The organism is Knoellia sp. p5-6-4 (assembly GCF_029222705.1).
Lineage (GTDB): Bacteria > Actinomycetota > Actinomycetes > Actinomycetales > Dermatophilaceae > Pedococcus_A.
The window spans coordinates 1,273,860-1,296,333 of the sequence record NZ_JARGZF010000001.1; the positions used below are offsets into that span (position 1 = coordinate 1,273,860).

24 protein-coding genes are annotated in these 22,474 nt (G+C 72.6%); 9 read left to right on the top strand and 15 right to left on the bottom strand.

Annotated features, from left to right (window positions below):
• Positions 1-37: 37 nt before the first annotated feature.
• Positions 38-307 carry a glutaredoxin family protein gene (locus P2F65_RS06140; RefSeq protein ID WP_275805184.1) on the bottom strand — a complete coding sequence of 90 codons (270 nt, stop codon included), beginning with the start codon at positions 305-307 and terminating at the stop codon, positions 38-40.
• A 43-nt stretch (positions 308-350) separates the two neighbouring features.
• On the opposite strand from P2F65_RS06140, the gene P2F65_RS06145 reads away from it, so the two are divergent.
• The 3 genes from P2F65_RS06145 (at position 351) to P2F65_RS06155 (ending at position 3,387) form a co-directional block, all read left to right on the top strand.
• Positions 351-1,196, top strand: a complete 846-nt coding sequence (locus P2F65_RS06145; protein ID WP_275805186.1) for an HAD-IB family hydrolase — start codon at positions 351-353, stop codon at positions 1,194-1,196.
• Between the two features lie 235 nt (positions 1,197-1,431).
• On the top strand, positions 1,432-2,091 hold the full coding sequence (locus P2F65_RS06150) for a sigma-70 family RNA polymerase sigma factor (protein WP_275805188.1): 660 nt from the start codon (positions 1,432-1,434) through the stop codon (positions 2,089-2,091).
• 120 nt (positions 2,092-2,211) lie between these two features.
• Complete coding sequence (locus tag P2F65_RS06155) at positions 2,212-3,387, top strand: DUF5667 domain-containing protein (protein WP_275805190.1); 1,176 nt, start codon at positions 2,212-2,214, stop codon at positions 3,385-3,387.
• A 50-nt stretch (positions 3,388-3,437) separates the two neighbouring features.
• Here P2F65_RS06155 and P2F65_RS06160 read toward each other — a convergent pair whose 3' ends face one another.
• From P2F65_RS06160 to P2F65_RS06170, 3 genes are all read right to left on the bottom strand, one after another.
• The gene (locus P2F65_RS06160) at positions 3,438-4,886 is read right to left on the bottom strand and encodes a 1-acyl-sn-glycerol-3-phosphate acyltransferase (protein ID WP_275805192.1); all 1,449 of its coding nucleotides are present in this window, start codon (positions 4,884-4,886) and stop codon (positions 3,438-3,440) included.
• Entirely contained in the window at positions 4,886-5,947 is a 1,062-nt protein-coding gene (locus P2F65_RS06165; RefSeq protein ID WP_275805194.1) for an SDR family oxidoreductase, read from the bottom strand. The genes P2F65_RS06160 and P2F65_RS06165 overlap by 1 nt, the downstream gene beginning before the upstream one ends.
• 187 nt (positions 5,948-6,134) lie before the next feature.
• Positions 6,135-6,233, bottom strand: a complete 99-nt coding sequence (locus tag P2F65_RS06170; protein ID WP_003792170.1) for an AURKAIP1/COX24 domain-containing protein — start codon at positions 6,231-6,233, stop codon at positions 6,135-6,137.
• 198 nt (positions 6,234-6,431) lie between these two features.
• On the opposite strand from P2F65_RS06170, the gene P2F65_RS06175 reads away from it, so the two are divergent.
• Positions 6,432-9,674, top strand: coding sequence for a M36 family metallopeptidase (locus P2F65_RS06175; protein WP_275805196.1), 3,243 nt, complete (start codon positions 6,432-6,434; stop codon positions 9,672-9,674).
• Positions 9,675-9,757: 83 nt separating this feature from the next.
• Here P2F65_RS06175 and P2F65_RS06180 read toward each other — a convergent pair whose 3' ends face one another.
• Complete coding sequence (locus tag P2F65_RS06180) at positions 9,758-9,958, bottom strand: helix-turn-helix domain-containing protein (RefSeq protein ID WP_056915613.1); 201 nt, start codon at positions 9,956-9,958, stop codon at positions 9,758-9,760.
• A 188-nt stretch (positions 9,959-10,146) separates the two neighbouring features.
• Positions 10,147-11,343, bottom strand: coding sequence for an acetoin utilization protein AcuC (locus tag P2F65_RS06185; RefSeq protein WP_275805198.1), 1,197 nt, complete (start codon positions 11,341-11,343; stop codon positions 10,147-10,149).
• A gap of 74 nt (positions 11,344-11,417) precedes the next feature.
• Here P2F65_RS06185 and P2F65_RS06190 point away from each other — a divergent pair, with 74 nt between their 5' ends.
• Complete coding sequence (locus tag P2F65_RS06190; RefSeq protein WP_275805200.1) at positions 11,418-12,086, top strand: TrkA family potassium uptake protein; 669 nt, start codon at positions 11,418-11,420, stop codon at positions 12,084-12,086.
• A gap of 3 nt (positions 12,087-12,089) precedes the next feature.
• On the opposite strand, the gene P2F65_RS06195 is transcribed toward P2F65_RS06190, so the two are convergent.
• The 9 genes from P2F65_RS06195 to P2F65_RS06235 all read right to left on the bottom strand — a co-directional run bounded on the left by P2F65_RS06195 (position 12,090) and on the right by P2F65_RS06235 (position 18,869).
• Positions 12,090-12,611, bottom strand: coding sequence for a GNAT family N-acetyltransferase (locus P2F65_RS06195; protein ID WP_275805201.1), 522 nt, complete (start codon positions 12,609-12,611; stop codon positions 12,090-12,092).
• Between the two features lie 63 nt (positions 12,612-12,674).
• A complete protein-coding gene (locus tag P2F65_RS06200; protein WP_275805203.1) occupies positions 12,675-13,172 on the bottom strand; it encodes a GNAT family N-acetyltransferase in 498 nt (165 codons plus the stop codon).
• Positions 13,165-13,971, bottom strand: a complete 807-nt coding sequence (gene proC / locus P2F65_RS06205; RefSeq protein ID WP_275805205.1) for a pyrroline-5-carboxylate reductase — start codon at positions 13,969-13,971, stop codon at positions 13,165-13,167. The genes P2F65_RS06200 and proC overlap by 8 nt, the downstream gene beginning before the upstream one ends.
• A 15-nt stretch (positions 13,972-13,986) precedes the next feature.
• Positions 13,987-14,937 (bottom strand): proline dehydrogenase family protein, encoded by a 951-nt coding sequence (locus tag P2F65_RS06210; protein ID WP_275805207.1) that lies wholly within the window; start codon positions 14,935-14,937, stop codon positions 13,987-13,989.
• Between the two features lie 62 nt (positions 14,938-14,999).
• Positions 15,000-15,734: an ABC transporter permease gene (locus P2F65_RS06215; protein WP_275805209.1), complete on the bottom strand. Its 735-nt coding sequence runs from the start codon at positions 15,732-15,734 to the stop codon at positions 15,000-15,002.
• Positions 15,731-16,456, bottom strand: coding sequence for an ABC transporter ATP-binding protein (locus P2F65_RS06220; RefSeq protein ID WP_275805211.1), 726 nt, complete (start codon positions 16,454-16,456; stop codon positions 15,731-15,733). The genes P2F65_RS06215 and P2F65_RS06220 overlap by 4 nt, the downstream gene beginning before the upstream one ends.
• A gap of 42 nt (positions 16,457-16,498) precedes the next feature.
• On the bottom strand, positions 16,499-17,098 hold the full coding sequence (locus P2F65_RS06225; protein ID WP_275805213.1) for a TetR family transcriptional regulator: 600 nt from the start codon (positions 17,096-17,098) through the stop codon (positions 16,499-16,501).
• Positions 17,095-17,913, bottom strand: coding sequence for a sugar phosphate isomerase/epimerase (locus tag P2F65_RS06230; RefSeq protein WP_275805215.1), 819 nt, complete (start codon positions 17,911-17,913; stop codon positions 17,095-17,097). The genes P2F65_RS06225 and P2F65_RS06230 overlap by 4 nt, the downstream gene beginning before the upstream one ends.
• 29 nt (positions 17,914-17,942) lie before the next feature.
• Positions 17,943-18,869 carry a Ppx/GppA phosphatase family protein gene (locus tag P2F65_RS06235; RefSeq protein ID WP_275805217.1) on the bottom strand — a complete coding sequence of 309 codons (927 nt, stop codon included), beginning with the start codon at positions 18,867-18,869 and terminating at the stop codon, positions 17,943-17,945.
• Between the two features lie 45 nt (positions 18,870-18,914).
• Between P2F65_RS06235 and P2F65_RS06240 the strand changes: the two genes are divergently transcribed.
• From P2F65_RS06240 to radA, 4 genes are read left to right on the top strand one after another with little or no spacing between them, the layout of a single operon-like run.
• Positions 18,915-19,724, top strand: coding sequence for a hypothetical protein (locus tag P2F65_RS06240; RefSeq protein ID WP_275805219.1), 810 nt, complete (start codon positions 18,915-18,917; stop codon positions 19,722-19,724).
• On the top strand, positions 19,724-20,434 hold the full coding sequence (locus P2F65_RS06245) for a class I SAM-dependent methyltransferase (RefSeq protein WP_275805221.1): 711 nt from the start codon (positions 19,724-19,726) through the stop codon (positions 20,432-20,434). Before P2F65_RS06240 ends, P2F65_RS06245 begins: the two co-directional genes overlap by 1 nt.
• 41 nt (positions 20,435-20,475) lie before the next feature.
• On the top strand, positions 20,476-20,979 hold the full coding sequence (locus P2F65_RS06250; RefSeq protein WP_275805223.1) for a GyrI-like domain-containing protein: 504 nt from the start codon (positions 20,476-20,478) through the stop codon (positions 20,977-20,979).
• 60 nt (positions 20,980-21,039) lie between these two features.
• Entirely contained in the window at positions 21,040-22,425 is a 1,386-nt protein-coding gene (gene radA, locus P2F65_RS06255) for a DNA repair protein RadA (protein WP_275805225.1), read from the top strand.
• Positions 22,426-22,474 lie beyond the last annotated feature (49 nt).

The window sequence follows — 22,474 nt, forward strand, 5'->3', positions numbered from 1 at the left end:
AGTCACAAGCACCCGACCACGACCGGGGTGAGCCAGGTCACTGGCGGCGGGCCAGTGCTGCCCTCAGCCGGGTCTCGTCCACCCTCCAGTAGTCGTGCTGGCGGCCGTCGACGAGCGTGACCGGGATCTGCTCCCAGTACTCCTCGGCGAGCGCCGGGTCGTCGGCGATGGACCGCTCCTCCCAGCCGACTCCGAGATCCGCGGCCACCCGGGCGATGACCGAGCGGGCGTCGTCGCAGAGGTGGCAGCCGGGTTTGCCGATGAGGGTGATGCGCGCGCGGGGCCCGGGTCCGTCGTTGGCTGCCACACCCGCACTGTAGGCCGCGCAGCAGGGGCCTAGGGTTGTGCCCATGATCGAGTACGGCCCGGACGGGGAGGTGGTGGCCGAGGCGGCCACCGTGCCCTCCGAGCCGCCCGCCTCCCTGCCGGCTCGCACCAGCACGGCCGCCTTCTTCGACCTCGACAACACCGTCCTGCAGGGGGCGAGCATCTTCCACCTCGCCCGGGGGCTCTACCGGCGCGACTTCTTCACGACCCGCGACATCGCCGCGATGCTGTGGAAGCAGGCCAGCTTCACCCTCGTCGGCGAGAACCTCGCGCACGTGGCCCAGATCCGCGAACAGGCCCTCGGCTTCATCGCCGGGCACTCGGTCGAGGAGATCGGGCGCATCGGCCGCGAGGTCTACGACGAGGTCATGGCCGACAAGATCTGGCCGGGCACCCGGGCCCTGGCCCATCGCCACGTCGAGTCCGGCCACGACGTCTGGCTGGTGACGGCCACCCCCGTCGAGGTGGCGACCGTCATCGCCGACCAGCTCGGCCTCACCGGGGCCCTCGGCACGGTGGCCGAGAGCCTCGACGGCGTCTACACCGGGCGCCTCGTGGGTGAGCCGTTGCACGGTCCCGCCAAGGCCGTGGCCGTCCGGGCCCTGGCCGCCGAGCGCGGCTACGAGCTGTCCGAGTGCTCGGCCTACTCCGACTCGGCCAACGACATCCCGCTGCTGTCGCTGGTGGGCCACCCGTGCGCGGTCAACCCGGACGCGAGGCTGCGGCACCACGCCAAGGCCCACGGCTGGCAGGTGCGCGACTTCCGCAACGGTCGCAAGGCGGCGAAGGTCGGCATTCCCGCAGCGGGGGCGACCGCGCTGGCCGGCGCCCTCGCGGCCGCAGCCTCTCGCCGCCGCGCCGGCCACTGATGTGACCGGGGTCTCCTGACATTTCCGGAGATTTCGTGGAAACTGGCCGGCGGAGGTGGGCCGTATCCGCATGCCACAGAGCCGTCATGCCGCGAGTGCTGTCGCGGCATGCCGTGCTGCCCTGGGGACGCTGGCACCCCTGCCTGCTGGGTCAACGATCCCTTCGCCCCCCGGTTACGGCCCTGCCGCCGGCCCCCGTGGCAGCCGCCACGGCCTGCCCGAGGCCACTGCCCAGATGCTGGGCTCGCTGCGACAGCTCCTCAGCGTCGCCGAGGGTGCCGGCGCCGGCCGCGGTCCCGGCGACGGCGCCTCCCGTGCGGGCTTCGCGCCGGGCACCGCCCCGCAGGACTTCGAGCGGGTCTCGGCGCTGGTCGAGCTGGCCCAGGGCGGTGACGCCGAGGCCTTCGGACTGCTCTACGAGCGGTACGTCGACGTCGTCTACCGGTACATCTACGTGCGCGTGGGCAGCGCCCACCTCGCCGAGGACCTGACCTCCGAGACGTTCCTGCGCGCGCTGCGCCGGATGGACTCCTTCTCCTGGCAGGGACGTGACATCGCGGCGTGGTTCATCACCATCGCGCGCAACCTCATCACCGACAACGCCAAGTCCGCCCGGTTCCGCCTCGAGGTCACCACCGCCGACATGCTCGACGCCGACGAGCAGGTCGACGCCCCCGAGTCCGAGGTCCTCCAGCGTCTGCGCGACACCCGGCTCATCGAGGCGGTCAAGAACCTCAAGCCGGAGCAGGCCGAGTGCGTGGTCCTGCGCTTCCTCCAGGGCCTGACGCTGGCCGAGACGGCGAAGGTCCTCGGCAAGACCGAGGGCGCCGTCAAGCAGCTCCAGCTGCGCGCCGTGCGCGCCCTGCACCGGGAGCTCGCCGATGTGGACCTCTAGGCCGGTCGTGGGCGCCGGAACCGACGCCCGGTTCCGCTACGAGCCGGAGCGTAACCTCCGTGCGGGTGCGTCGTTCTCATGGCGTCACACGTCCACAGAGCCGGGGGAGGAGACATCGGCATGCTCGTGAACCGTCGCGCGGCGGACCGGCTCCAGCGCGCCCTCGAGGGCGGGGAGGCCACCGATGCCGAGACCGCCCGCCTGACCCGCACCGCGCAGGCCCTGGCTTCTGTCCCCGTGGGCGCGGGCGCCCCCCGGCCGGAGTTCGTCGAGCAGCTGCACGAGCGCCTGATGGCCGAGGCCGCCACGCTTCCTGTCGCTGCCCGCTCCGCCGGGGCGCGGCGCACCGAGTCCACCGTCCGCCGCGGCGGACCCGTCGTCGTGGTGGTCGGGCGCGGGCTCCCCCGCGCCCTGGCCGGCGCTGCCGCGTCGGCGCTCGTGGTCGGAGCGGTCGTGGGCGTGGCCTCCCGCAGCGCGATCCCCGGCTCGGCGCTCTACCCCGTCAAGGGCTGGCTCGACTCGGTGGCCGTGCAGATGGCCGGCTCCGAGCTCGACCGGGGCCGGACCCACCTGGCCCAGGCGGAGGAGCACATCGCCGACACCCGCGAACTCACCGACCGCCGCGTCGAGGACGCCGACCCCTACATCGAGGCGCTGCAGCAGGCCGTGCTGGCCGTCCGCGCCGCGCAGAGCGAGCTCGGCCGGGCATACGACGAGACCGGCAACCCCCAGGCGCTCATCGCGCTGCGCGACTTCACCTCCCGGGCCGAACCGCAGGTGGAGGCGCTGCGGCCCGAGGTGCCCGCCGAGGCGCTTCCCGTGCTCGGGGAGCTCGAGTCCCTGCTCAACGACACCGAGCAGGCCGCGCTGCGCCGACTGGCGTCCTGCGCTCCCACCTGCGTGACGCTCCAGGAGATCGGCGTGAGCCCCTCCGACCTGCCCTCGCTGGGCGCCCCGGCGGCCGGGTCGTCGACGCTCTCGCGGGCCGTTGGCGGCATCACCGTGCCGGGCACCGCGATCACCGCCGACCCCGGCGGCGGTCAGCCGGCCCCGGGCGTCACGGCAGGGTCGGATGGCGTCACCATCGGTGACGGCGGCGGCGGCGCCACGCTCTCCACGAATGGGGCAGGCATCAACGGGCCGACGCTGTCCGCCTCCGCTACGCGCCTGCCCGGCGTGAGCGCGACCCTCCCCTCGGTCGGCGTCACCAGCGACGGCGCCGGGGCGACCGTGCCCGACACCACGCTGGGCAGCGTGACCCTGCCGGGGCTGACCGCGACGGTGCCGCTCCCCTAGGCGCGACGAGCCGCGAGGGCGCCCCCCGGCCGGACGGTCCAGAAGAAGACCTAGAAGAAGACCGACCGGCGCTGCATGAGCAGCGAGTAGAGGGTCTGCTGGATCGTCTCGCGGACCTGGTCGGTGAGGTCGAAGACCAGCATGGGGTCGTCGGCGGCGGCCGCTCCGAGGTCGGCGGTCTCCACGGGCGAGCCGAACTCGATGATCCACTTGCTCGGCAGCGGCACGAGCCCGAGGGGGCCGAGCAGCGGCCACGTCGGGGTGACCGGGGCGTAGGGGGCACCGATGAGCCGGGCGACGGTCTTCATGTTGCCGATGATCGGGTAGATCTCCTCGGCGCCGACGATCGAGCAGGGGATGATCGGCACTCCGGTGCGCAGGGCGGCCGAGACGAAGCCGCCGCGGCCGAACCGCTGGAGCTTGTAGCGCTCGCTGAACGGCTTGCCGACGCCCTTGAAACCCTCGGGCCAGACGCCGGCCAGCTCCCCCTGTGACAGCAGCCGTTCCGCGTCGGGGTTGGCGGCCAGGGTGGAGCCCGAGCGGCGCGCCATCTGCCCGATCACCGGGGTCTGGAACACCAGGTCGGCGCCCAGCATGCGCAGGTGGCGGTGGGCCGGGTGCTCGTCGTGCACGGCCACCTGGGTCATGAGCGAGTCCATGGCGACGGTGCCCGAGTGGTTGGCGACGACCAGCGCGCCGCCCTCGGCCGGGATGTTGTCGATGCCGCGCACCTCGACCCGGAACCACTTCCGGTACAGCGGACGCAGCAGGGGCAGGTAGGCGTGCTCGGTGAAGTCCTCGTCGAAGCCGAACTCGTCGACCCGGTAGTCGCCGGTCAGGCGACGCCGCAGGAACGACAGCGTCTCGGCGACACGGCGCTCCACGTCCTCGGGCGACAGGCCGGTGGCCTCGGCAGCCACCCGCATCGCGGCGACACCCGCCCGCAGGAGCTCCTCGACGCCGGGGGCGAGTGCGACATGGCTCGAGCGCGGCGTCGGCGTCTCGAGGTGCACCGTCTCGTCGGGCACGGCCGTCAGCGGTGGGCGCGTCGGCGGGACCGCTGCGACCGGACGCGTCCCCGGCCGCCGGCCGCCCGCGCTGCCTCGCTTCGAGCTCGCGGTGCGGGTCCCCGACTTGGCCACGGCCTTCTTGCTGGGCACGGCCTTGGCCACGGGATGCGGCCGGTGCGGCTTGCGCTGCCGGGCCGCCGCGGGTGAGGCCTTCGGGGCCCTCGCGGCGGGTGCTGCCGGTGCCGCCGGGTCAGGCTCCGCGGCGGGGGGCACTACGCCGAGCGCCGGACGCTCGGGCGCCGGTGGCAGCAGCGGCGTGCGGCGCCGCTTGGCCCGCTCGCCGCTGGCGCGCGCCGCCCCGGCTGCCAGGGCGCCACCCGCGGCCTTGCGGGACGTGGCCGACGCGCCCGCCGCCTTCGCGGACTTCGCGGCCTTCGCGGCCGACTTCCTGGCCGGGCGCTTGGCCCCGGCACCGCCGGTCGACGCCATCAGTCATTCCTCCCCGGGGCACGCACGTGCCCGATCGCGTGGACGGCGGTGCCCGCCACGCCCGTGACCGCGGACCCCACCAGCGAGCCGACCGCGCTGACTCCCGGCAGCACCGGCCCGACCCCGCGCGCGAAGTCCTCGAAGGCCGCCCGGGTCGTGAAGCGCGGCTCGAAGCCGAGCACCTCGCGCATGCGCGTGGTGTCGAGGCCCCGGCCGAAGGCGAGGAACTGCAGCTGGTCGGCCGAGAAGTCGGCGAGTCCCGAGCGCTTGAGGGTGTTGCCCAGCATCCCTGCGGCCAGCCGCGGCACGGGCAGGAGGGGCCGACCGGCGATGCCGGCCGCCTGGGCCACCGTCAGGACGCCGTCTCCGGCGATGTTGGTGATGCCCACGCTGGGACCGGTGGTGGCGCGCAGCAGGGCGCTGATGGCGTCCTCCTCGTGCACGAACTGGAGCCGGGCGTCGTAGCCGAAGGGAACGGGGATCACCGGCAGGCTGAAGTAGTCGGTGAGCGACGTGCGGATGCCGGGGCCGATGATGTTGGCGAAGCGCAGCATCGTGATCTCGGTGTCGGGCCGGCGCCGGGAGAACCCGCGCACGTAGCCCTCCACCTCCACCGAGTCCTTGCCGAAACCCGCCCGGGGCAAGGACTTCGGCCCCATGTCCTCGGTGAACATCGCGGGGTCCCGGGGGCTCGACCCGTAGACGGCCGCGGAGGACTTCACCACGAGCCGGCGCACGCTGGGGGCCTTCTGGCACGCAGCGAGCAGCTGCATGGTGCCGATGACGTTGATCTCCTTCTGGGAGCTGCGGCCGCCGGCGTGGGTGGGCGTCGCGATCACGTTCATGTGCACGACGGTGTCGACCTCGGCCTGCGCGATGATCTTGCCGATCATCGGGTTGCGGATGTCGGCGCGCACGAACTCCGCGCGTCCGATGTCGTGGGGAGGCGGGATGACGTCGACGCCGATGACGCGGCTGACCGAGGGGTCGGCGGTGAGGCGTCGGGCGAAGTGGCCGCCGAGGTAGCGGGAGACGCCGGTCACCAGGACGACATCGGCCACCGCTCACCCCTCTCGCCATGTTGGTCGGAACTGCCGGTCAGGTCCGTGCCAGCCTAGCGAGGCCCGCCCCGTGGCGGCACCAGAGGTAGGCAGGCTCACACCGCGACGACGGTGGCGCCAGGACAACGGGCACGACGCCAAGGCCCCCGCCATCGAGGGCGGGGGCCTTGGCCAGGACCTTCAGGTCCTACTTCTTGTTGCGACGCTGGTGGCGCGTCTTGCGAAGGAGCTTGCGGTGCTTCTTCTTCGCCATGCGCTTGCGGCGCTTCTTGATGACAGAGCCCATAGTCGTCCTCGCGTGTGTGTGGTGTCGTGTTGCCGGACGGGGCAACGAGCTACGCACCACGCCGAACAGTGCGGGTCACTCTACCGGCCTCCCGTCGCCCAGCCCAAACCGGGCCGGCACCGCAGGCATAACCAACGGCCGCCCACGTCGTTTTCCGGGCATCGGGCCGACGGTGCCCGCACCACGACAGGAGCAGCGGTGAACAGATCGCGCACGCAGCTGACCGCACTGGGGGTGTGCCTGCTCTCGGGGGCACTGCTGGCCACCCCCGTCGCCACGGCCACGGCCTCGTCGGCCACCCCGGACGCAGACCCGGCGCTCGCCGGGCTCGGCGACTCGGTGTCCGAGCTGACCCGGACGCTGGACACCAGGGCGGTCGAGGAGGCGGTCGTCCCCAGCGCCGCCACCACGAAGGCCCTCACGTCCCTCCTCGCCGACTCGGGCAAGGGAGCCCGGGCCACCTGGGACGAGCGCTTCGGCACGCTGCGCTCGCTGCGCGGGCCGGCTCCGCTGACCGCGGCGCGGGAGGGCTCGGCAGCCGACATCGCGCGCGCCTGGGTCGCCGACAACGCCGCCGCCTTCGGGCTCGGCGCCACGTCGGTCGGGGCGTTGAAGGTGGTCCGCGACCACACCCTGCCCGGCACGGGCACCCATGTCGTCAGCCTGGTGCAGACCGCCGGCGGCGTCGCCGCCGCGCGGGGCGGGCGCCTCAACGTCGCCGTCACCAAGGACGGCCGGGTGCTGTCGTATGCCGGTGACCCGACGCCCGGCGACGGCCTCACCGGCGGCTGGGTGATCGGCGAGGCCGGGGCGGTGCTCAAGGCCGCCGGAACCCTGGCGCCCGGAGTGGCCTACGCGCCCAAGGCGGACGGCACGCAGGCCGGCTACACCACCTTCGCCAAGGGACCCTTCGGTGGCCCGTCGTACGCGAAGAAGGTGACCTTCGGGACGAAGGCCGGTGCGGTCGCGGCATACCGGGTGTACTTCATCAAGAGCCCGACGGAAGCCTGGGAGGTCATCCTCGACGGGACCACCGGCAGGGTGCTCTACCGGGCATCGGTCGTGCAGCACGAGGACGACCCGCAGGGCACCGTGTACGACAACTACCCGGGGGCGGCGAAGGGCGGCACGCCCCGCCAGCAGTCCTTCGGGCAGACCGCGCAGTCGCCGAAGGGCTGGGTCGACCCGACCGGGCTCGTCGGCACGGGCGTGACGACGTTCGGCAACAACGCCGACACCCACGCCAACTGGTCGAACTTCATCGGCCCCGTCGACAGCGCCCCGCGGCCCGTCTCGCCCACCGGCAACTTCTCCTACGTCTTCAAGGACGCCTGGCAGCAGAAGGAGGGGGCCACCGTGCCGCCGTCCTACGCCGAGGACCTCGAGCCGGCGGCGACCAACCTCTTCTTCCAGCACAACCGGATCCACGACGACTACTACGCGCTCGGCTTCACCGAGTCCGGCGGCAACTTCCAGGTCGACAACGGCGGCAAGGGCGGCCTGGGCGGCGACCCGATCAAGGGCCTCGTGCAGGCCGGGGCAGCATCCGGCGGCTCGCCCACCTACACCGGGCGCGACAACGCCTACATGCTCACCCTCGACGACGGCATCCCGCCGTGGAGCGGCATGTTCCTGTGGGAGCCGATCAACGACGCCTTCGAGGGGCCCCACCGCGACGGCTCGATGGACATGAGCGTCATCCAGCACGAGTACAGCCACGGCCTGTCGAACCGCTACGTCGCGGGCGGCAGCGCGCTCGGCTCGCACCAGGCGGGCTCGATGGGTGAGGGCTGGGGCGACTGGTACGCCCTCAACCACGCCCAGAAGACCGGCCTGGAGCCCACGCGGGCGGTCGTCGGGGCGTACGCCACGGGCAACGACAACCGCGGCATCCGCAACTACGACTTCAACAAGAACCCCAACACCTTCGGCGACATGGGCTACGACCTGACCGGCCCGGAGGTGCACGCGGACGGCGAGATCTGGACCGCCATCCTGTGGGACCTGCACAAGGCCCTCGTCGCGCGCCACGGCCTGGCCGAGGGTGCCGAGGTCGCGGCGCGGCTCGTCACCGACGCCATGCCGCTCATGGCCCCGGACCCGTCCTTCCTAGACGCCCGCGACGCCATGCTGACCGCCGACCTCGACCGCTACCACGGTGACAACACCGACCTGATGTGGTCGGTGTTCGCCAAGCGTGGCGCCGGCGCCTCAGCGGTCTCCGCCACCGGCGACGACACCGATCCGACCCCGGCGTTCGACCACCCCGCAGCGGCGAAGAACGGCACCGTCGCGCTGACCCTGGTCAACGCCAGCACCGGCCAGAAGATCCCGAACGCCAAGGTCATCCTCGGCCGCTTCGAGGCCCGGGTCAGCCCGCTGGGCAGGACCGGGTCGACCGGCGGGTACTCGGTCAAGGCGGTGGCGGGCACCTACCCGCTGACGATCCAGGCGCCCGGCTTCGGCACCCAGACGATCGAGGGCTTCTCCGTGGCGGCCGGCAGGAACGCGGCCCGGACGGTCTCCCTCGCCCCGAACCTCGCCTCGACGGCAGCGGGGGCGAGCATCGTGTCGGCCTCCAGCCAGGACGACGGGTCGCCGGCGAAGTTCGCCTTCGACGACACGGCGGCCTCGGTGTGGTCGACGAATGCGGGGGACGCGGCCTACAACGCCGGCCCCGACCAGCGGGTGACGGTCAAGCTGGCCGCGCCAGCCACGGTGTCGTCGCTGCGGGTCAGCGCCTTCAAGGCCACCAACGCCTCGCGTTTCGCGGCGCTGCGGGACTTCACCTTCCAGACCTCGACCGACGGCGTCACCTGGTCGACGGTGAAGAAGGGCGGCTTCGGCTACGAGGCGCCGCGGCCCACGGCGGCGGACCTGAACTACCGCACCTTCGCGCTCGACAAGCCGGTCCAGGCCTCGTACGTGCGCTTCTTCGTCGACTCGGTGCAGGGCGACACGACGACCTACGCGCAGGTGGCCGACATCCAGGTGTTCGGCTCGGGCGCCTCGGTGGCCAACGGCTCGGTGACGCCCGACCCGGACTACACCGACGCCGGCACCATCACCGCCCCCAACCCCGCCGCGGGTGACCCGACCGGGCTGGCGAACGTCTTCGGCGTGACCGGCACGGAGATGAACACGGCGTGCACCTTCCCGCCCGCCTCCCAGGGCGCGGACGCCTGGGTGACCAAGTTCCCGCTCGGCTTCTCCGACGGGCTGCACTCGGTGACGGTGAAGGGCACGAGCGACGCGGACGACAGCCTCGGGCACGACCTCGACCTGTACTTCCTCGACAGCGAGTGCCAGCTGACCGGGGCCGCGGCCTCCTCGGCGGCGGACGAGTCGGCGGTCATCCCGCCCGGCTCGGTCTACCTGGTGACCCAGCTCTACACCGGCGCCGAGGTGGCGGTCGAGGTGCGGGCCGTCGACAACCGCTGAGGCCGGAGCCGAAAGGAGCACCGACAGAGAGGGCGGGCCGGGGAGATCCCCCGGCCCGCCCTCACCTGTTTCTCAGCGGCCAATCACGCGGTGTCGACGTAGGACGTGCGCAGGTACTTGTGCACGGCGTCCTCGGGAACACGGAACGAGCGGCCCACACGGATGGCGGGGAGCTCTCCGGCGTGCACCATGCGGTACACGGTCATCTTCGACACGCGCATGATCGAGGCGACCTCGGCAACGGTCAGGAACCGCACCTCGGCGAGCTGGCGCTCGTTGGACATAGCTACCTCGATCTTCTCCACGTGCGCATCGCCGGCTTCCCCTCCGGCGGACTCCTACGCTCGTGCTCTTCGCAACGATAGGGGCTGATGTGACCACTGGGGAAGCGGATGGGGAAAAGAAAGTGCTCCGACCACCGCCTGTCCAGACGACACGCCGCCCGGGTAGTGACGAACACCTCGAACAGGACCTAGTCGAACCAGAGGTCGAGCCCGAAGTGCTCGAAGGTGGCCTGCCGGGTCGCCATGATGGCCCGGTCGACCTCGGAGTGCGGGTTGTAGCCCATGTCCCACGGCTGGTGCCAGATCGGCCCCTCGGCCGGGTCGAGGTCGCCCATGCGGCGCGGGCCCTGGCGGCCGAGCTCCATGCGGACGTGCTCGAGCCAGCCCTCGGGCACCGGCGCGGTGAGCGGGATCGGCCGGTGCGAGGCGATCCCGGTCAGGTGGGTCCAGGCCCGCGGCACGACGTCGACGAGCTCGTAGCCGCCACCACCGAGGGCGACCCAGCGGCCCTCGCACACGTCGTGGGCCAACCGGTGCAGCGCCTCGGTCGCCGCGCGCTGGGCGTCGACCGACAGGGCCAGGTGCGCGAGCGGGTCCTGGGCATGGGTGTCGCAGCCGTGCTGGGTCACCATGACCTCGGGCTTGAACGCACGCACGATCGGCATGGCCGTGGCGTGCAGCGCCCGCAGCCAGGCGGAGTCGCCCGTGCCCGGCGGGAGCGCGACGTTGACAGCCGACCCCGGGGCGTTGGGGCCGCCGGTGTCGCCGGGCCAGCCCGTGCCGGGGAAGAGGGCCCGGCCCGACTCGTGCAGCGAGATGGTCAGCACGCGCGGGTCGTCCCAGAAGATCCGCTCGACGCCGTCGCCGTGGTGCACGTCGACGTCGACGTAGGCGACCCGCTGGGCGCCGTTGTCGAGCAGCCACTGGATGCCCACGGCGATGTCGTTGTAGATGCAGAAGCCGGAGGCGTTGCCCGGCATGGCGTGGTGGAGGCCGCCGCAGAAGTTGACGCCGTGGCTCACCGAGCCCGTCCAGACGTCCTCGCAGATCTGCCGGGTCCCTTCGGCGATGCGGGCGCTCGCCTCGTGCATGCCCGCGAAGGTGGGGTCGTCCTCGGTGCCCAGGCCGTGGCTGCCGTCGGCGCTCGAGGGGTCCAGCGAGGCGGCCTTGACGGCCTCGATGTAGGCAGGTTCGTGCACCGTCGCGAGCAGTGCGTCGTCGGCGACGGCCGGGTTGAACAGCTCCACGTCGACGTGCTCGAAGAGCCCGAAGGCCTCGCAAAGGCGCGCAGTCAGGTCCAGGCGCACGGGGGCCATCGGGTGGCCCGGACCGAAGTTGTATGCCGTGAAGCTGGGGTCCCAGATCACGCGCGCCTGAGTGGGCATGTCGTGCACGCTACCGGGCGGGTACTGTCCGTGGACAGGACGGCCCACGTTGACCACACCCATGGAGGAATCCCTTGGCCAGGAACCGGCTCTTCGAGGAGGACGTGCTGGTCATCGGCCTCGGACGCTTCGGCGGCGCCGCCGCGCTGGAGCTCCAGCGGCTCGGCCACCACGTCGTCGCCATCGAGCAGGACGCCTCCCTCGCCGAGAGCTACCTCGGCAAGATCACCAAGATCGTGCAGGCCGACGCCAGCCAGCCCCCCGCCATCGCGGCGATCAAGGCACGCGACTTCCGGCTGGCGGTGGTCGGCATCGGCTCCTCGGTGGAGGCCTCGGTGCTGGCGGCGCTCAACCTGGTCGACGCCGGCATCCCCTCGATCTGGGCCAAGGCACTCTCCCCCGAGCACGGCCGGATCCTCACCCGCATCGGCGTGCACCACGTGATCTTCCCGGAGGCCGAGACCGGCCGCCGGGTCGCGCACCTGGTCAACGGGAAGCTGATGGACTACATCGAGTTCGACGACGGCTTCGCGATCGTCAAGATGCGACCGCCGCAGGAGACCATCGGGTTCACGCTGGCGCAGAGCCAGGTCCGCAGCAAGTACGGCGTCACGGTCGTGGGAGTGAAGTCGCCCGGCGAGGACTTCACCTACGCCCAGGCCGACACCAAGGTGAGCGCGCACGACACGCTCATCGTGAGCGGCCCGACCGACCTGCTCGAGCGGCTCGCCTCCCGCCCCTAGCTCCTACAGCGTCGGGACGCCGCGGTCCTGCCCGAGCGCGAGCACCATGGCGATCTCCTCGTCGCCGGCCCCGGACGCCACGCGCATGGGGCGCCGGCTGTCGGTGGGGCGGAAGCCGAAGCCGCTCGCGAAGGCGACAGCCGGCCCGTTGTCGGTGCCCACCCAGTACGCGATGTGCGTGCGGCCCTGCCTGCGGGCGGTGTCGGCCCCGGCCTGGACGAGTTTCGTCGCCACCCCGGCGCCGCGGAAGTCGGGGGCGACCCACAGGCCGAACAGCTCGGCCACGGAAGGGTTGTCCGGTCCCGCCTCGCCGACGCTGGCCACGCCCACCGCGCGGCCGTCCACCTCGGCGAGCAGCCGGCGCGAGCGCCGCATCCGCGTGCGCCAGAAGGCCTCGTCGTAGGCCTGCTCCTCGCTGAGGGAGGCCACGAAGGCCTCGGGCGACTCCTCGAGCGCCGCCAGGCGCACCTCGCGGTAGGTCTCCCACTCGTCCTCGGTCAGCTCGCGCACGGAGATCTCGCTCATGTCCCCACTCTCGCACGAGCGGGTCCGGTGGCGACCGCCTGGCTCCCGCGGTTCACCCGGAGTTCACAGCTCCAGGGCCATCTCCAGCTCCACGATGCTCTCGTCGTGAGGGAGCACGCCGCGGCGGCCGGTAGGACGAAAACCCATGCGTTCGTAGAGGTCTCGCGCGGGGTGGTTGGCCTCGGCCACATCGAGCGTGACCCTGGCGAGCCCGCGGGAGCGCGCGTCTGCGATGACGTGCCCGACCAGGGCCTCACCCACTCCCCTGCCCCGCGCGTGCCCGGCGACCCACATCCCCACCAGGCAGGTCTCGGCCTCGCCCTGCTCGGGGAACCGGAACGACGTCGCGGTGCCCACGGGCAGGTCGCCCCACATCGCCAGCCACGTGGACGACCCGCTGTGCACGCGCGCCAGCCAGCGCTCGTCGGTGAACGCGGACTCGCCGGCATACGTGCTGCTGAAGGCCGAGGGCGTGTCGAGCAACGAGGCGAGCCGCACGTCGCGGTAGGTGCGCCAGTTGGACTCACCGACGCGGCAGAGGCTGGTCGGCTGCTCAGCCATTGCCGGAGGCGAGCTGGTGCGACCGCTCGGCCGCTGCCTCCATCGCGGTGATGAACGCGGCGCGCACCTTGTGGTCGTCGAGCTGGCGCAGCGCCGCGGCCGTGGTGCCGCCGGGCGAGGTCACCTGCTCGCGCAGGACGGTCGGGTGCTGCCCCGTCTCCTTGATCATGGTCGCCGCCCCGAAGAGCGTCTGGACCACCAGCTCGGTCGCGGTCGCGCGGGGCAGGCCGAGCACGACGCCGGCCTCGATCATGGCCTCCACGACGTAGAAGATGTAGGCCGGGCCGGAGCCGGAGATCGCGGTGACGGCGTCCTGGTGCTTCTCGGCCACCTCGAGCACCTTGCCGCACGAGCGCATCAGGTCGGCCGCCTCGGCGAGGTGCGAGGCGTCGCAATGCTTCCCGGCACTGATCGCCGCCATGCCCTGGTCGACCAGGGCGGGGGTGTTGGGCATCACCCGCACGACGGAGCTGCCGCCGGGCAGCCGGGACTCGAGGAACTCGGTGGTGATGCCGGCGGCCAGGCTGACGACGAGGTTGTGCTCGGCGACGTGGTCGCTGATCTCCTCGAGCAGGGCGTCCATGTCCTGCGGCTTGACCACGAGGACGAGGGTGTCGGCGGCGGACGCTGCCTCGGCGTTGGTCATGGTGCGCACGCCGTAGCGGTCGTGCAGCTGGGCCAGGTGCTCGGGGCGGCGGTCGGTGATGATGATGTCGTCCGCGCTGCGGCCGGCCCGGATGAGCCCCGAGAGCAGGGTCTCGCCCATCACGCCGGCGCCGAAGATCGCCACGGTGCCCATCGGTGCCTCCTTCTCTCAGCCCCGCGTGGCCAGGCCGCGCAGGAAGAACATGGTGTTGGCCGGGCGCTCGGCCATGCGGCGCATGAGGTAGCCGTACCACTCCTCGCCGTAGGGGATGTAGACGCGCATCTGGTTGCCGCGGTCGGCGATCCGCTTCTGCTCCTCGGGCCTGACGCCGTAGAGCATCTGGTACTCGTAGGTCTGCGGGTCGCGGCGGTTGTGGGCGGCGAGCGCGCCGGCGATCTCGATCAGGCGCGGGTCGTGGCTGGCGACCATGGGGTAGCCGTCGCCCGCCATGAGGATCTTCAGGCACCGCACGTAGGCCGTGTCGACCTCGTCGGAGGACTGGAAGGCCACCGACTCCGGCTCCTTGTAGGCCCCCTTGCACAGCCGCACCCGGCTGCCCTCGTGGGCGAGGTCGCGGCAGTCGGCCTCGCTGCGGCGCAGGTAGGACTGGATGACCGCGCCGACCCACGGGAAGTCGTGGCGCAGCTCGCGCAGGGCCTCCAGGGTGGCGTCGGTCGTGGTGTGGTCCTCCATGTCGAGGGTCACGGTCGTGCCGGCGGCGGCCGCGGCCTCGCAGATCTCGCGCGCGTGCTCGAGGGCGATCTTCTTCCCGTCGCCCGGCAGGGCCTGGCCGAGGGCGCTGAGCTTGAGGCTGACCTCGCCCATGCCCATCTGGCTCAGGTCGGCGCGCTCGAGCTCGCGCAGCAGGTGCAGGTAGGCGTCGCGGGTGCGGATCGCCTGGGCGAGGTCGAGGGTGTCCTCGCCGAGGTAGTCGATGGTCGCGAGCCGGTTGGTCATGCGCAGCGCGGCCGTGGCCGCGACCGCGTCCTCGGTGGTGGCCCCGGGGACGAAGCGCCGCACCACCTGCCGGCTGACGGGGGCCGTCTCGATGGTCCGTCGCACCGTGTCGCTCTTGGAGAGTTGCAGCAGTGCGCCGCGCAGCAGGTCACCTGCGTCCACGAAGGGTCCTTCCGACGTCCGGCCACGGCTGTCGCGACCGCCGCCAAGGCTATCCCCGACCGTCAGGGGGTGCGGCGGCGGAGGGTGAGCGACCCCAGGAGCAGCGAGGCGAGCACCCACGCCGCGATGACGAGCAGGTCCGGGGCCACCTCGGAGAGCGGCTCGGCGGTGGCGGCGACCGCGTTCATGGCGTCCACGGCATACGACAACGGGAGCACGTCGGAGATGGGCTGCAGCGCCTGCGGGAGCTGGTCGCGGGCGACGAGCAGGCCGCACAGGAGGAACTGCGGCAGCACGAACGCGGGCATGAACTGCACCGCCTGGAACTCCGTGCGCGCGAACCCGCTGGCGAGCAGGCCGAGGGCGGTGCCGAGCACGGCGTCGGCGACGGCCACCACGACAAGCACCCAGACCGGGCCCACGAGGTCGAGGCCTGCCACGTAGATCGCGAACGTCGAGGCCACCAGGGCCTGCAGCACCGCCATCAGCCCGAAGGCGAGCGCGTAGCCGACCATGAGGTCGGTCTTGGCCATCGGCGTCGTCATGAGCCGCTCGAGCGTCCCGGAGGTGCGCTCCCGCAGGGTGGCCACGCTGGTCACGATGAACATGACGACGAACGGGAAGACACCGAGCAGCGCCGGGCCGATCCTGTCGAACACCGGTGTGCCGTTGTAGATCCAGGCCAGCAGCCCCAGCAGGACGCAGGGCACGAGCAGCATGAGGGCGATGGTGCGGTGGTCGGTGCGCAGCTGCCGCAGCACGCGGCCGGTCATCACGAGCGTGCGGTGCGGACTCACGGCGCCACCTCCTCGGCGGCGTCGATGAGGGCGAGGAAAGCGGTCTCGGCGTCGGTCGTGCCAGTGCGCTCGAGCAGCGCCGGCAGCGGCTCGTCGGCGAGCAGCCTGCCCTCGCGCAGCAGGAGCAGCCGGTCGCACCGGGTGGCCTCGTCCATGACGTGGCTGGACACCACCATCGACGTGCCCGCGTCGGCGAGCTGGTGGAACAGCCGCCACAGGTCGCGCCGCAGCACCGGGTCGAGGCCGACGGTGGGCTCGTCCAGCACCAGCAGCTCGGGCTCGCCCACGAGGGCCGAGGCGAGCGACACCCGTGACCGCTGGCCACCGGAGAGCCGCCCGGCCAGCACGCTGGCATGGCTCTCGAGGTCGACGGCGGCGATGGCCCGCTCGGCCGAGCCCTGCCCCGCCCCCAGCATGCGGGCGAAGAAGCGCACGTTCTCGCGCACCGTGAGGTCGTCGTAGATGCTCGGCGACTGGGTGAGGTAGCCCACGCGGTCCCGCAGGACCGGCGACCCGGCCGGCTCGCCGAGCACGGTGACCGTGCCGCCGTGCACCACCTGGACACCGACGATCGCCCGCATCAGCGTCGACTTGCCGCCACCGCTGGGGCCGAGCAGGCCGACGAGGGTGCCGCTCGGGATGCGCATGCTCAGGCCGGGCAGCACCTCGCGCCCTCCGCGGACCACGCGGAGGTTGTCGACCTCCACAGCATGATTCATCATGTGATGAAATCTACGCCCGCCGGGGCCGCACGACAAGGGTGGTCAGGGTGCCAGGTAGCGCTGGATCGACGGCCCCACGAGGGCGACCAGCTCCTCGCGGCTGGCCTGCACCACCTCGGGGAAGTGGACGACGTAGCGCATCATCGCCATCCCCAGCATCTGGCCTGCGGCCAGACCCGCCCGCAGCTGCGCGGTCGCGAGCGCGTCGACGCTGGCCGCCGGAGTCAGCTCGGTCGCGATGCGGCCGAAGATCTCGCGGGTCAGGAACTCGCGCAGCATCCGGCCCGCCTCGTCGTGCGAGGACGCCGAGCGCACCACTGCCTGGAAGCGCTGGCGGCCCGCCGGCGAGTCCCAGACGTCGAGGAACGTCTCCACGAGCGCGGCGCCCACCCGCTCACGCGGCCCGGAGATCACCTTGTCGATGAGCACCGAGGGGTCGACGGGGAGGTCCATCACCTCGGCGAAGAGGGCCGGCTTGCCCTCGAAGTAGTGGTGCACCAGGGCGGGGTCCACGCCCGCCCGCCGGGCGATGCCGCGCAGGGAGGTGGCGTCGTAGCCCTGCTCGGCGAACTCCGACCGCGCCGCCTGCAGGATGGTCGCTCGGGTGTCCTCGCCCCCGGGCCGGCGCCCGCGCGGGCTCATGAGGTCGTCAGGGTGGAGGCGGTGGCGAGGTGCAGCCTGGCGAATGCCAGCGCCTCGCTGAGGTCGAGCTCGCGCTGCTCCTCGGTGAGCTTGCGCGTGCCCACCTCGACCACGACGGCTCCCGAGAAACCTTGCTCCGCAAGGACTTCCAGGAACGCGGCACACGGCTGGGTGCCCCTGCCCGGCACCAGGTGCTCGTCGAGGGCCGTACCCGTCCCGTCGGCGAGATGCACGTGGGCCAGCCGCGAGCCGAGGTCGGCGGCCATCTGCAGCGCGTCCGACCCAGCCGTCGCCGTGTGCGAGAGGTCGACCGTCACGTTGTCGTAGGGCAGCGGGACCGGGTCCCAGCCGGGCAGGTACGCCTGGTACTCACGGTTGCGCGCCCGCCAGGGGAACATGTTCTCCACCGCCAGCCGGATGCCGGTCTCGTGCTCGCGCAGCGCCACCCCGTCGAGGAACTCCCGGGCGTAGTCACGCTGCCAGCGGAAGGGCGGGTGGAGCACCACGGTCTGCGCGCCGACCTCCTGGGCGAGCTCGATCGACTTGTCGACCTTCGTCCACGGGTCGGTGCTCCACACCCTCTGCGTGAGGAGGAGCGTGGGCGCGTGCACCGACAGCACCGGTATGCCGTGCAGCTCGGACAGCGCCTTGATGGCGCCGGGCTCCTGGGAGACCGGGTCGGTCCAGACCATGACCTCGACCCCGTCGTAGCCGAGCCGCCGCGCCGTTGCGAAGGCCGCCGCACAGCTCTCCGGGTAGACCGATGCCGTCGATAGCGCGACCTGCGCACCGGGGATCGAGACAGCGGCGGACATGGCACGAGCGTATCGAGCGGGCTCGGGCCTCAGCCCATGCTGTCGAGGCGTCCGAGGATGATGCCCTCGCGCAGCGCCCAGGGACAGATGTCCAGCCGCTCGACCTGGAGCAGGTCCATCGCCGCCTCGGCGACCAGGGCCCCGGCGAGCAGCTGACGGGCCCGCGACGGCGACACCCCGGGCAGCTCGGTGCGCTGGGCCGCCGTGGTCCTCGCCAGCAGCGCCACCACGTCACCGAGGTCGGAGCGCGCAAGGCTGCGCGCGGCATACGGACCCTCGCTGCTCGGGGCGGCGCCCGCGATGCGGGCCAGCGAGCGCATGGTCTTGGAGGTGCCGACGGCACGGTCGACCCGGCCGACCTTGGTGAGCGGCCGCAGGTCGCCGGCGATCCGCGCCCGGATCGCCTTGCGGGCCCCGCGCACCGTCTCGGCGTCAGGCGGGTCACCGGGCAGCAGGTCGCGCGTGAGGCGACCGGCCCCCAGCGGCAGGCTGATCGCGGCGTCGGGCTCCTCGTCCATGCCGGCCGCCAGCTCGAGGGAGCCGCCGCCGATGTCGACGACGAGGAGGGTGCCGCTCGACCACCCGAACCAGCGCCGCGCGGCGAGGAAGGTGAGCCGCGCCTCGTCCACCCCGCTGAGCACCTGCAGGTCGACTCCCGTCCGGGCGCGCACCATGGCGAGCACGGCGTCTCCGTTGGGCGCCTCGCGAATCGCGCTCGTGGCGAAGGCGATCAGGTCCTCGACACCCTGGTCCTCGGCGACGTCGAGGCACTCGAGGACGAAGCGCGCGAGGTTGGCGGCGCCCGAGTCGTCGATGTGGCCGTCGTCGGTGACGTGCTCGGACAGCCGCAGCTCGATCTTGTGCGACGTGGCGGGCAGCGGTTGGGCGCCGTGGTGGGCGTCGACCACGAGCAGGTGCACGGTGTTCGAGCCGACGTCGATGACCCCTAGGCGCATGGCGTTCACCGTAGCGGCTGACGCCGTGGACGTAGGGTGGGCTGCGTGGCTGAGACCCCGCTCGAGACCGCCCGCCTCTGGGTCGAGTTCACCGATCCCGCCGACAGGGACCAGCGCTTCCGCTGCGACCTGACCTGGCTCACGTCGAGCTGGACGTGCATCTTCGGCAGCGGCTGCCACGGCATCTACGCCGACCGGCCCGACGACGGGTGCTGCACGCTCGGGGCGCACTTCACCGACAAGGACGACGTGAAGCGGGTCAAGGAGGCGGTGAGCGAGCTCGGCGAGGACGAGTGGCAGCACCACCCGGGCACGACGCGTCTCTCCGCCTGGACCGAGAAGGAGGACGACGCCCTGAAGACCAAGGTCGTCGACGGCGCCTGCATCTTCCTCAACCGCCCGGGCTTCCCCGCGGGGGCGGGGTGCGCGCTGCACCAGCACGCGGTCTTCACGGGCAAGGAGCCGCACACGGTCAAGCCCGACGTCTGCTGGCAGCTGCCCATCCGGCGCACCTACCGCCGCGTCGAGCTGCCCGACGGCACCTCCTGGCTCGAGACGACCATCACCGAGTACGACCGGCGCGGCTGGGGACCGGGCGGGCACGACCTCGACTGGTACTGCTCGGCCAACCCGGAGGCGCACGTGGGGCGCGAGCCGGTCTTCCGCAGCAACCGGGCCGAGCTGGTCGAGCTCATGGGCGAGGCCGCGTATGCCGAGCTCGAGGTGCGCTGCGAGGCCCACCTCGCGAGCGTGAAGGCGGTGCGGGCCAGCGGCTCGCACAAGCTGCTGCCGCTGATGGTCCACCCGGCGACGCTGGCCGCCCAGAGCGAGGCGGCCTCCCGCAGGCGAGCCTGATGTCCACCGGTCCTCGCGACCCCGCCCAGCCCACGCCCAGCCCGAACATCTGGGGCTCGCCCGACGTCTACGAGGTCGAGAACCTCGGCGTCGACCGGGCCGGGCTGATCGAGGCGGCCATCTGCCGCATCCACCCGCTCCAGGGTGCCGACCTCGTCGACATCGGCTGCGGCAGCGGCTTCCACCTGCCCCGGCTGGCCGACCTCGGCGCCCGAAGCGTCGTCGGGGTCGAACCCCACCCCCCGCTCCTGGAGCTGGCGCAGGCGCGGGTGGCCGGCCAGCACGGCATACAGGTCCTCGACGGCACGGCCCAGGCGCTGCCGCTGCCGGACGCGTCCATGGACGTGGCGCACGCCCGGTGGGCGTACTTCTTCGGCGCGGGGTGCGAGCCGGGCCTCGCCGAGCTCGCCCGGGTGCTCCGCCCGGGCGGAACGGCCTTCGTCATCGACAACGACGCCACCCGCTCGACCTTCGGCGGCTGGTTCCGGCGCGCCCACCCGGCGTACGACCCGCTGGCCGTCGAGCGGTTCTGGGCCCGCCAGGGCTGGTCACGCGAGCGGCTCGTGATCCGGTGGGACTTCGACTCGCGCGAGGACTTCGAGTCGGTCGTGCGCATCGAGTTCCCCGAGACCGTGGCCGAGGGCATCCTCGCCGAGCACGCCGGCACCGGCGTCGACTACGCGGTCAACCTCTGGTGGCGCCGCTTCTGAAGGTCCATGGTCCCTGTCATCCCGGCCTCGACGCTCCTAGCGTGGGCAGACCAGCCGAGGAGGACGACATGAGCTACGACGTCAGCACCACCACCGAGACGGGCCGGCACCTCGCGGTGAAGCGGTTCGACGCGCGGCCGGAGGTCGACGACATGGGGCAGAAGTCGTCAGCGGCCTTCGGCGGCGTGGCGGGCTACCTGGCCAGGATCGGGGTGCCCGTCGCAGGCCCCGCCATCTCCGTCTACGAGATGGAGGGTGACCTCTTCCACGTCGCCGCGGGGTTCGTCGTGGAGGCTCCCTTCGAGCCCGGTGAGGGGGTGGAGCCCCTGCAGCTGCCCGCCTGCGAGGTCGCCACCACCGTCCACATCGGCGCGTACGAGCGGCTCGGCGAGGCCTACGAGGCCCTGCAGAAGGGGGTCGTCGCGCAGGGCCGGCAGGTCGAGGAGTCCGGGGTCATGTGGGAGGAGTACTGGAGCGGCCCCGAGGCGCCGCCCGAGGAGACCCGCACCGTCGTCTTCTGGCCGCTGAGGCCACTCCAGGGCTGAGCTGCATCGCCCGGCCCTGCCGGACCCTGGCTGTCGGCGGCGCACCGTAGGTTGTGCGCCATGGCTTCGAAGGCATCGACGAAGGCGAGCGGCTACCGCTGCTCGGAGTGCGGCTGGTCCACGGTGAAGTGGGTCGGCCGCTGCGGCGAGTGCCAGGCCTGGGGCAGCGTCAGCGAGGTCGGCGCGGTGACCGTGCGCACCACGGCGGCGGGTCGCGTCGAGCGCCCGGCACTGCCGATCGGTGAGGTCGACGCCCGCCGTGCCGAGGCGCGCAGCACCGGCGTGGGCGAGTTCGACCGCGTGCTCGGCGGCGGCCTGGTGCCCGGCGCGGTGGTCCTCGTGGCCGGCGAGCCCGGCATCGGCAAGTCCACCCTGCTGCTCGACGTCGCCGCCCGTGCGGCCCGCTCCGGGGAGGGCCGCACGGTCCTCTACGTGAGCGGCGAGGAGTCCGCGGCCCAGGTGCGGCTGCGCGCCGAGCGCATCGAGGCGATGGCCAAGTCCCTCTACCTCGCCTCCGAGACCGACCTGGCCACCGTGCTGGGCCAGGTCGAGGCGATCAGCCCCGACCTGCTCGTCGTCGACTCGGTGCAGACCATCTCCAGCGGCGAGGTCGAGGGGTCGGCGGGCAACGTCTCGCAGGTGCGCGAGGTCGCGGCCTCCCTGATCCAGGCCGCGAAGTCGCGCGGCATGGCCACGCTCGTGGTCGGCCACGTGACCAAGGACGGGTCCATCGCCGGCCCCCGGGTGCTCGAGCACCTCGTCGACGTGGTGGTGCAGTTCGAGGGCGACCGGCACTCCCGCCTGCGCATGGTGCGCGCGGTGAAGAACCGCTACGGCCCCACCGACGAGGTCGGCTGCTTCGACCTCTCCGACGTCGGCATCGTCGGCCTCCCCGACCCCAGCGGGCTCTTCCTCTCGCACGGCACCGTCACGGTGCCGGGCACCTGCGTCACCGCCACCCTCGAGGGCAAGCGGCCGCTGATGACGGAGGTGCAGGCGCTCGTGGCGAAGACGGAGATCCCCACCCCACGACGGGCCACCAGCGGGCTGGACTCCTCGCGGGTCGCCATGATCCTCGCCGTGCTCGACCGGCGGGCGAAGGCGCCGCTGGGCAAGGCCGACGTCTACCTGTCCACCGTCGGTGGGGCGCGGCTGAGCGAGCCGGCCTCCGACCTCGCGGTGGCCCTGGCCGTCGCCAGCGCCATCCGCGAGCAGCCGCTGGAGCCGGGCTCGATCGCGTTCGGGGAGATCGGCCTCGCCGGGGAGCTGCGCCCGGTGACCGGAATCCCCCGGCGTCTGGCCGAGGCTGCACGCCTGGGCTTCCGGCGTGCCTTCGTGCCGCCCGGCGTGCTCGGTTCCGGACCCACCCCGGAGGGCATCGAGGTGGTGGAGTGCGCCGACATCAGTCGGGCCGTGGTGGCAGCACTGCCGGCGGCGCGCGGATAGACTTCGGCCAGACCAGCCGGCGGCAGTGCCGGGAGCAGTGAACACAGGG

Bases quoted from the DNA above. Each gene is read 5' to 3' on its own strand.
- P2F65_RS06145 (WP_275805186.1), top strand. From the start codon at position 351: ATGATCGAGTACGGCCCGGACGGGGAGGTGGTGGCCGAGGCGGCCACC.
- P2F65_RS06150 (WP_275805188.1), top strand. From the start codon at position 1,432: ATGCTGGGCTCGCTGCGACAGCTCCTCAGCGTCGCCGAGGGTGCCGGC.
- P2F65_RS06155 (WP_275805190.1), top strand. From the start codon at position 2,212: ATGCTCGTGAACCGTCGCGCGGCGGACCGGCTCCAGCGCGCCCTCGAG.
- P2F65_RS06160 (WP_275805192.1), bottom strand. From the start codon at position 4,886: ATGGCGTCGACCGGCGGTGCCGGGGCCAAGCGCCCGGCCAGGAAGTCG.
- P2F65_RS06170 (WP_003792170.1), bottom strand. From the start codon at position 6,233: ATGGGCTCTGTCATCAAGAAGCGCCGCAAGCGCATGGCGAAGAAGAAG.
- P2F65_RS06180 (WP_056915613.1), bottom strand. From the start codon at position 9,958: ATGTCCAACGAGCGCCAGCTCGCCGAGGTGCGGTTCCTGACCGTTGCC.
- P2F65_RS06185 (WP_275805198.1), bottom strand. From the start codon at position 11,343: ATGCCCACTCAGGCGCGCGTGATCTGGGACCCCAGCTTCACGGCATAC.
- P2F65_RS06195 (WP_275805201.1), bottom strand. From the start codon at position 12,611: ATGAGCGAGATCTCCGTGCGCGAGCTGACCGAGGACGAGTGGGAGACC.
- P2F65_RS06200 (WP_275805203.1), bottom strand. From the start codon at position 13,172: ATGGCTGAGCAGCCGACCAGCCTCTGCCGCGTCGGTGAGTCCAACTGG.
- proC (WP_275805205.1), bottom strand. From the start codon at position 13,971: ATGGGCACCGTGGCGATCTTCGGCGCCGGCGTGATGGGCGAGACCCTG.
- P2F65_RS06220 (WP_275805211.1), bottom strand. From the start codon at position 16,456: ATGATGAATCATGCTGTGGAGGTCGACAACCTCCGCGTGGTCCGCGGA.
- P2F65_RS06225 (WP_275805213.1), bottom strand. From the start codon at position 17,098: ATGAGCCCGCGCGGGCGCCGGCCCGGGGGCGAGGACACCCGAGCGACC.
- P2F65_RS06230 (WP_275805215.1), bottom strand. From the start codon at position 17,913: ATGTCCGCCGCTGTCTCGATCCCCGGTGCGCAGGTCGCGCTATCGACG.
- P2F65_RS06235 (WP_275805217.1), bottom strand. From the start codon at position 18,869: ATGCGCCTAGGGGTCATCGACGTCGGCTCGAACACCGTGCACCTGCTC.
- P2F65_RS06245 (WP_275805221.1), top strand. From the start codon at position 19,724: ATGTCCACCGGTCCTCGCGACCCCGCCCAGCCCACGCCCAGCCCGAAC.
- radA (WP_275805225.1), top strand. From the start codon at position 21,040: ATGGCTTCGAAGGCATCGACGAAGGCGAGCGGCTACCGCTGCTCGGAG.